At 76.1% G+C, this 7,481-nt stretch carries 8 protein-coding genes and 2 pseudogenes; 6 read left to right on the top strand and 4 right to left on the bottom strand.

The annotated features are described in order from the left end of the window. Positions 1-67 precede the first annotated feature (67 nt). Positions 68-1,090: pseudogene (gene mycP, locus ABZV78_RS30755) on the top strand (type VII secretion-associated serine protease mycosin); the annotation flags it as partial. Positions 1,091-1,160: 70 nt separating this feature from the next. On the opposite strand, the gene ABZV78_RS30750 reads toward mycP, so the two are convergent. Both ABZV78_RS30750 and ABZV78_RS30745 read right to left on the bottom strand, forming a co-directional pair. Continuing rightward, complete coding sequence (locus ABZV78_RS30750; protein ID WP_355644229.1) at positions 1,161-1,451, bottom strand: WXG100 family type VII secretion target; 291 nt, start codon at positions 1,449-1,451, stop codon at positions 1,161-1,163. Between the two features lie 20 nt (positions 1,452-1,471). Beyond that, positions 1,472-1,789, bottom strand: coding sequence for a WXG100 family type VII secretion target (locus ABZV78_RS30745; protein ID WP_355644227.1), 318 nt, complete (start codon positions 1,787-1,789; stop codon positions 1,472-1,474). Between the two features lie 236 nt (positions 1,790-2,025). On the opposite strand from ABZV78_RS30745, the gene eccE reads away from it, so the two are divergent. The 4 genes from eccE to rarD all read left to right on the top strand — a co-directional run bounded on the left by eccE (position 2,026) and on the right by rarD (position 5,757). After that, positions 2,026-3,822 (top strand): type VII secretion protein EccE, encoded by a 1,797-nt coding sequence (gene eccE, locus ABZV78_RS30740; RefSeq protein ID WP_355644225.1) that lies wholly within the window; start codon positions 2,026-2,028, stop codon positions 3,820-3,822. A gap of 47 nt (positions 3,823-3,869) precedes the next feature. Further along, a complete protein-coding gene (locus ABZV78_RS30735; protein WP_355644223.1) occupies positions 3,870-4,256 on the top strand; it encodes a phage holin family protein in 387 nt (128 codons plus the stop codon). Positions 4,257-4,348: 92 nt separating this feature from the next. Continuing rightward, complete coding sequence (locus tag ABZV78_RS30730; RefSeq protein WP_355644221.1) at positions 4,349-4,837, top strand: GNAT family N-acetyltransferase; 489 nt, start codon at positions 4,349-4,351, stop codon at positions 4,835-4,837. After that, the gene (rarD, locus tag ABZV78_RS30725) at positions 4,834-5,757 is read left to right on the top strand and encodes an EamA family transporter RarD (RefSeq protein WP_355644219.1); all 924 of its coding nucleotides are present in this window, start codon (positions 4,834-4,836) and stop codon (positions 5,755-5,757) included. Before ABZV78_RS30730 ends, rarD begins: the two co-directional genes overlap by 4 nt. A 7-nt stretch (positions 5,758-5,764) precedes the next feature. On the opposite strand, the gene ABZV78_RS30720 is transcribed toward rarD, so the two are convergent. Both ABZV78_RS30720 and ABZV78_RS30715 read right to left on the bottom strand, forming a co-directional pair. Then, positions 5,765-6,484, bottom strand: a complete 720-nt coding sequence (locus ABZV78_RS30720) for a zf-HC2 domain-containing protein (protein ID WP_355644217.1) — start codon at positions 6,482-6,484, stop codon at positions 5,765-5,767. Continuing rightward, on the bottom strand, positions 6,481-6,996 hold the full coding sequence (locus ABZV78_RS30715; protein WP_355644230.1) for a sigma-70 family RNA polymerase sigma factor: 516 nt from the start codon (positions 6,994-6,996) through the stop codon (positions 6,481-6,483). The genes ABZV78_RS30720 and ABZV78_RS30715 overlap by 4 nt, the downstream gene beginning before the upstream one ends. A 222-nt stretch (positions 6,997-7,218) precedes the next feature. Between ABZV78_RS30715 and ABZV78_RS30710 the strand changes: the two are divergent. Next, positions 7,219-7,481, top strand: a pseudogene (locus ABZV78_RS30710) (phosphatase); the annotation flags it as partial.

Genomic DNA, 7,481 nt, shown 5'->3' with positions numbered 1-7,481 from the left:
ATCCGGTCGGCGGCCAGGTGGGCGATCCGCCGGCCGGAGGCCGTGGAGCCGGTGACCGAGAACCCCGCTCGCCACCGGCGCCGGCGTGGTGGTGGCGGTGGTCGACTCGGGGGTGGACCGGTCGCACCCGCAGCTCGCCGGGCGGGTCCTCGACGGCGCCGACTTCCTCGACCCGGGCGGCGACGGCACCCGGGACTGCGCCGGGCACGGCACCGGCGTGGCGAGCATCATCGCCGCCGCCCCCCGGCCGGGGGTGGCCTTCCGCGGGCTCGCCCCGGGCGCCCGCATCCTGCCGGTGCGCGTCAGCGAGCAACAGGTGGTCGACGGGCGGGAGTCGGGGCGCACGGTCGACGCGGCCGACTTCGCCCGGGCCATCCGCTGGGCGGTCGACCACGACGCCGACGTGGTCAACCTCTCCGTCGTGCTGTACGCGGACGACCCCGCCGTACGCGCCGCGGTCGCCCACGCGGTCCGCCGGGACGTCGTCGTGGTGGCCGCCGCCGGCAACCTGCACGACGGCGGCGATCCCCAGCCGTACCCGGCCGCCTACGACGGGGTGCTCGGGGTGGGCGCGATCGGGGCGGACGGTGCCCGCGCCTCCTTCTCCCAGACCGGCCCCTACGTCGACCTGGTCGCCCCCGGCGCCGACGTGCTGATGGCGGCGCCCCGGCAGGGCCACCGCCGGGCGGAGGGGACCAGCTACGCGGCGCCCTTCGTGGCCGGCACGGCGGCGCTGCTCCGGCAGTATCACCCCGAACTGGGCGCGGCCGAGGTCGCCCGGCGGATCGTGACGAGCGCCGACCCGGCCCCGGGACGGGGCGACGGATACGGCGCCGGGGTGCTGAACCCGTATCGCGCGGTGACCGAGTCGACCGTCGGCGTGGTCGACCGGCCGGGGGCCCGCGCCGCGCTGCCGGTCGACCGGCCGGACCCGGCGGGGCTGGCCCGGCAGGCGCGCCGGGCGACGGCCCGGGACCGGGCGCTGCTGGTGGCCGCCGCGACCGGGGCCGCCGCCCTGGTGGTGGTGCTGCTCGCCGTGGTGCTGCCCCGAGGCGCACGCCGCCGCTGGCACCCGGCCGACCCAACCTGACCCCGCTGGAACGGGCACCGCCAAAGCCGCGGGCGGCACGGACGGGAGCGCCCGTGCCGCCCGCCGGCGGTCACTGGAACAGGTTGACGTTGCGCTTCTCGGTGTCGAGGTAGTCGGCCGCGGAGTCCTCCACGGCCAGCCTGATGTCGCGGAGCATGGTTTGGAGGTCCTGCGAGGCGGCCCGCCAGCGGGCCTGCCGCTGCTCGTACGCCCCGCGCGCCTCGCCGGACCAGCTCGCCACCAGCGGGGCGGCGTCGCGTTCGAGCTGCCCGAGCTGGTTCTCGAGGGTGGTCAGCGCCCTCTGGATGTCCGCGCCGGCCTGTTGGAGAGCGGCGAAGTTGACGACCAGCACCTGGTCCATCGATCGGTCCTTCCCGTGCGTCAGAGGGGCAACTGGATGCCGCGGTTGGTGCCCGCCACCCGACCGGCGGCCTCGGTGTCGGACACGTCGTACTGCTGGCCGGCGGTGCGGATCGCGGTCGCGGTTTCCCGCAGCGCCCGCTGGAGGGTCGCCTGGTCCTGCGCCCACTGCTGCTTGACCTGCTCGAAGGAACGCCCGCCGGCGCCCCGCCAGGCCTGCTGCAACACCTCCAGCTCGGCCATCAGGCCGCTGAGCATGGTCTGCAACGACTGGTCGACCTGCTCGAACTTCGCGGCGGTCTGCTGCATCACCGCGGCTTCTGCCTGAGTCTGGGACACCCCGGACGTCACCTCGTCTCCTCGGTCGTGGCGGGTCGCCGGAGCGACCACCGTGGACTCGCCGGAGCGCGCCGCCGGAGAAGGGGGGGAGGGGACGGCCGGCGCGCTCGACGGAACTCGTCGCTGACGGTAGCCGCACGACTCCGGTTCTGCTACCCCTCGGGCTCCCCTGTGGACAACGAAGCTCTACGATGAGCCACGGCGACGTCACCCGGCGAACCGGCGGAGGAGGTGCGGTGACCGCGACCACGACCGGCCGACCGGCGCCCGCGACCGTCCGATCGCCACGGTCGACGGCGCGTCCGGCGCCGGTCGTCCGGGCCGGGCAGGTGGTGACGGCGCAGGTCGCGGTGGCCGCGCTCGTGGCGGCCGTGGGCCGTGGCGTCGCGGTGACCGCGGCCGCCCTGCTGCTGGCGGCGGTGCTGCTGCCCGCCGCATGGGTCCGCCTCCGGGGCCGCTGGCTCTTCGAGTGGCTCGCCGTCGGCGCGGCCTACCTGACCCGGCGCCGCACCCTCCCGGCGGCCTCGGGGCCGGCGGCGCTCCTGGAGCTGGCCTGCCCCGGGACGGTCGTGCGCGCAGCGGAGCTGGCCGGCGGTCCGGCGGCGGTGCTGGAGGACGCCGACGGGATGACCGCGCTGCTGGAGATCGGTGACGCGGACGACCTGCTCGGTGACGGCCGGCGGGAGCTGCCGCCGCCGCTCGGCCTGCTGCCCCCGGCAGGGCCGGAGAGCCCACCGGTCCGGATCCAGCTGCTGTTCTCCGCGTCGCCCGCGCCGGCGCCCGCCGCCGGGGCGGGCGCGGTCGGCACGTCCTACCGCCAGCTCACCGACGGGCGGCTGGCCGGCCGGGTCCGGGCGGTGCTGGCCGTCCGGGTGCTGCGGGCCGACGGCTGGTCGGAGGAGGAGCTGCGCCGGGCGCTGTCCGGCACGGTCCGGCGGATCGTCCGCCGGCTCGGCCCGCTCACCGGCTGCCCGCTCGGCGGTCCCGCGGCGCTGCGCGCGGTGGCCGAACTGGCCCACCACGACCCCGGGGCGCCGGTGCGGGAGAGCTGGGCGGCGGTGACGGTGGGCGGGCTGCCGCAGACCACCTGGCGGCTGCGCCGTTGGCCGGATCCGCGCACCGACGCGGCGCGGCGGCTGGTGCCCCGGCTGCTGGCGCTACCGACGACCGCCACCACCGCCTCGCTCTGCGTGGGGCCGCGCGCCGGCGCGGACGCCGCGCCCACGCCGGCCGAGCTGACCGTCCGCCTGGCCGCCCGGACCGCCGCCGAACTGGCGGTGGCCGAGCGGGCGCTGCGCCGGCTCGCCGCCGATGTCGGTGCGGAGTTGCGCCGGATGGACGGCGAGCACGCGACCGGGCTGGCCGCCACCCTGCCGCTGGCGGTGGCCCGGGCCGCGACCCCGGTCGGGCCCGAGCTGTCCGCCCTGGAGCTCACCCTCGGCGAGTCCGGTCTGATGGTGGGCGCCAACCGGCACGGCGGCGCGGTGACCGTACGCCTGTTCCGCCCCGCGACGACCCGACTGCTGCTGGTCGGCGGGGTCCGCGCGGCCCAGTTGCTGACCCTGCGGGCGCTGGCGCTCGGCGCGCGGGTGGCCGTGCAGACGACCCGGCCAAGGGCCTGGGAGCCGTTCGTGCGCGGGGTCGGCGCCGTGCCGTTGGTCCCGCCGGGGCGGCCGGTCGGCGGCCCGCCCGGGTCCCCGCTGCGCCCGCTGCTGCTGGTGCTCGACGCCGGCCCGGTGTCGGCGGAGGCCGGCCCGGCGGCGGCCTGGCAGTCGGTCCTGGTGGTCCGTGACGAGCTGACCCCGGCCGACACGGCCGCGCTGGCCCGCGCCGACCTGGCGATCCTGCAACCGCTCGACCAAGGCGAGGCGGCGCTGGCCGGCGCGGCGCTCGGCCTCGGCGGCTCGGCGGAGTGGCTGACCCGGATCCGCGACGACATGGTGGCGGTGGTGAACCGGCGGGCGCTGCGCTGGGCGCTGCTCTCCCCGACGCCGATCGAGTCGCAACTGGTCGGTCGCCCGGCCCGTTCCTGAGCCCGCACGGGTTCCGCGAGCCGACGCGGCGTGGCACGATCCCGGCCATGAATTTTCTGAAGGGTCTCCTGATCCGGGTGGGCTCGACGGCCGTGGCCTTCTGGCTGGCCACGCTCCTCATCCCGGGCATCACGCTGGACTCGGATTCGACCACCGAGACGGTGACCACGCTGCTGCTCGTCGCGGTGATCTTCGGCGTCGTCAACGCGGTGCTACAGCCGATCATCAAGACCGTCGGCTGCGGCTTCTACCTGCTGACCCTCGGCCTGATCGCGCTGGTGGTCAACGGCCTGCTCTTCCTGCTCACCAGCTGGATCGCCGGTGAGGCCGGGCTGCCGTTCCACGTGGACGGCTTCTGGCCGGCCGCGGTGCTGGGGGCGCTCTTCGTCGGCATCGTCACCTGGATCCTCGGGGCCGTCCTCGACCGCGACTGAACCCGTCACCCACCGATTCCCGCCCGCTGGCCAGACCAGTGGGCGGGAATTGGCCGGTGAGGCCGAGTCGGGTCGCCTCTAGGGTCGGAGGGGTGCTCACCCTGACCCGCCCCGACGGCTACCTGCTCAGCACCGATCCGGACCGGCTCGACCTGGACCGGGTCCACCACTGGCTCTCGACCGACGCGTACTGGGCGCTGGGGCGCGACCGGGACACGGTGGGGCGCGCCTTCGCCGGGTCGATCGGCTTCGGCGTCTACCGTCCCGAGGACGGGCGGCAGGTGGCGGTGGCCCGGGTGGTCACCGACCGGGCGACCTTCGCCTGGCTCTGCGACGTCTACGTCGACCGGGCCGAGCGAGGGCGAGGGCTGGGCACCTGGCTGGCCGGCGCGGCCCGCGACCACCTGGCCGAGTGGGGCGTACGCCGGATCGTGCTGGCCACCAACGACGCGCACGGGGTCTACGCGAAGGTCGGCTTCACGCCGGTCGACCCGGACCGTTGGATGGAGTACGACAAGCGGGTGACCCAGCTCACTGGAAAGGAGCAAAGCGCCGGTTCACCACTTACGGTGGAGGCGTGAACCAGACCCGTCTCGGCTACCTCTACGGCTTCGGCGCGTACCTGCTCTGGGGTTTCTTCCCGATCTACCTGAAGCTGCTCCGCCCCGCCGGGCCGGTGGAGATCCTCGCGCACCGGATCGTCTGGTCGGTGGTCTTCGTGGCGCTGCTGCTGGCCGCCATGCGCAACATCGGGTTCCTGCGGGCGCTGGCCCGGCGGCCCCGGGCGCTGGCCGCCATCGCGGCCGCGGCCGCGCTCATCGCCGTCAACTGGGGCACCTACATCTACGGGGTGAACTCCGACCGGGTGGTGGAGACCGCCCTCGGCTACTTCATCAACCCGCTGGTCGTGGTGCTGATCGGGGTCTTCGTGCTGCGCGAGCGGCTGCGCCCGGCGCAGTGGGCGGCACTCGGCGTGGGTGGCCTCGCGGTGGCGGTGCTGACCGTCGACTACGGCCGGCTGCCCTGGCTGGCCCTCGTGCTGGCCTTCAGCTTCGCCGGGTACGGGCTGGTCAAGAAGCGGCTCGGGTTGCCCGCCGCCGAGGGGCTCTTCGTCGAGTCGGCGGTGCTGGCCCTGCCCGCGCTGGCCTACCTCGGCTGGCTGGCCCGGCAGGGTGAGGCGACCTTCGGGCACGGCTCCGCCGGGCACACCGTGCTGCTGGTGCTGGCCGGCGCGGCCACCGCGATCCCGCTGCTGCTCTTCGCCGGGGCAGCCAACCGGCTGCCGCTGACCGGGTTGGGCATGTTGCAGTACCTGGCGCCGATCCTCCAGCTCGGCTGCGGCGTGCTGGTCTTCCACGAGCCCATGCCGCCGGCCCGGCTGGCCGGGTTCGCCCTGGTCTGGCTCGCCCTGGTGGTGTTCACCGTGGACGCCCTGCGGCACACCCGCCGGACCCGCGCCGAGGCGCGGGCCGCCGCCCTGGTGCCCGCCGGGACCCGCTGACCGCGCCTCAGCGCGCGTCGTAGGCGAGCACCGGGGTTCCGTCGGCGCGAACCAGTTCGAGGCGCACCAGCTCGCCGTGGGTGAAGTGGGTGGCGCCGACCACGCGGACGTTGTCGCCGGGGGCGGCCAGCCACGTGCCGACCTGCTCCGTCGCGCCGTCCGGGCCGTGCGCCACCAACCGGAAGGTGTACGCCTCGCGGTGACCGGCGCGCTGCTCGTACCCGCAGCGCATGGTGACCTCGGTCCCCCACCGCTTGTCGGTCAGGCCGACCTCGGCGTGCAACGGCACCGGGCCGGCGACCGGCCGCATGGCGGTCATCGGCACCGGCGCCGTCGCCGTGGCGGTCGCCGTTGACGTCGCCGTCGGCGGGGCGGCCGGTGGGCGGACCAGGGACACCCCGACGCCGGCCAGCACGGCGAGCACGGCCGCGGCGAGCGCGGTCAGCGCGTACCGCCGTCGGGACCGGGACCGTTCGCGGCGGCGGCGGTCCCGCGCGGCGTCGAGCAGCGCGGGCACCCGGGAGGTCTCCGTGGCGGACGGCAGGAACTGCTCCAGCCCGGCCGGGTCGAGCCGGCCCAGCAGGCCGGGCAGCACGGCGATCTCGGCCACCGCCTCCCGGCAGGAGGCGCAGCCGGCCAGGTGCCGCTCGTAGGCGGCCCGGTCGGCGGGGGCGAGGGCGCCCAGCACGTACGCGCCGTCGTCGTGCGCGAACTCGCAGCGGGTCATCCGGTCACCCCCATTTCAACCAGCACCAACCGTAGTGAGCGCAGCGCGTAGTGGGTGCGCGACTTCACCGTGCCCGGCGGCACCCCGAGTCGGGCGGCCGCCTCCGCCACCGACCGCCCCTGGTAGAAGCACTCGACCAGCACCTCGCGGTGCGTCGGGCTGAGCCGGTTCAGCGCTTCGGCCACGGTCCACGCCTCCACCGCGCGCTCCGTCTCGTCGACCGTCTCGGCAGGTTCGGGCAGCTCGTCGGTGTAGACCTCGCCGACGCGGGTGGACCGCCGGCGCCAGGCGTCGATGGCGAGGTTCCGGGCGGTGGTGAAGAGCCAGGCGCGGACCGAGCCGCGTCGCGGGTCCAGCGACTCGGGGTGCCGCCAGGCCCGGAGCAGGGTCTCCTGCACCAGGTCCTCGGCGCGCGTGCGGTCGCCGTTGACCAGCCGGAGGGCGTGCGCGAAGAGCGCGTCGGCATGCTCGTCGTGCAGCGCGCGCAGCAGTTGGGCGTCGTGGTCGCTGATGGCGGTACCTCGCTTCCGGCGGCGGGGAGACCGGCGATGCGTTCGCCCCTTGATACGTGCCGTGACGCCGAACGGTTCAGCCGCAGGTCACGCCGCAGGTGTTCACGTCCGGTTCATGTTCCCGCCGGTGCCCGCTCACCGCACCCTGGCAGCGTCCGGCCCGTACGCGCGCCCGGGCGGATCCGGGCGCGCCACCGACGTCCGATCAGGAGGCTCCACCCCATGAGCGACCGTCCTCGGCTGCTCCCGCTGCTGGGCGCCACCCGCCACGGCGCCCGGGACGCCATGACCTGCCTGTACCGGTGCGGCAACGCCTGCGACCACCCGGTGCCGAACCGTTCCGACAACCCCTACTTCGGGGACCTGGTCGACGCCGAGGTCTCCCGGCGCGGCGTGGTCCGGGCCGGCGCCGCCGGCGCCCTGGTGCTCGGCTTCGGCGGCGCCGTGGCCGGCGCCCTGGCCGGCGCGGCCCCGGCCGCCGCCGC

It is taken from the genome of Micromonospora sp. NPDC004540, assembly GCF_040610095.1.
In the GTDB taxonomy this organism is placed as follows: Bacteria; Actinomycetota; Actinomycetes; order Mycobacteriales; family Micromonosporaceae; genus Micromonospora.
The sequence above is the reverse complement of the archived record's forward strand: the minus strand, read 5'-3'. Positions and strand labels throughout refer to the sequence as shown.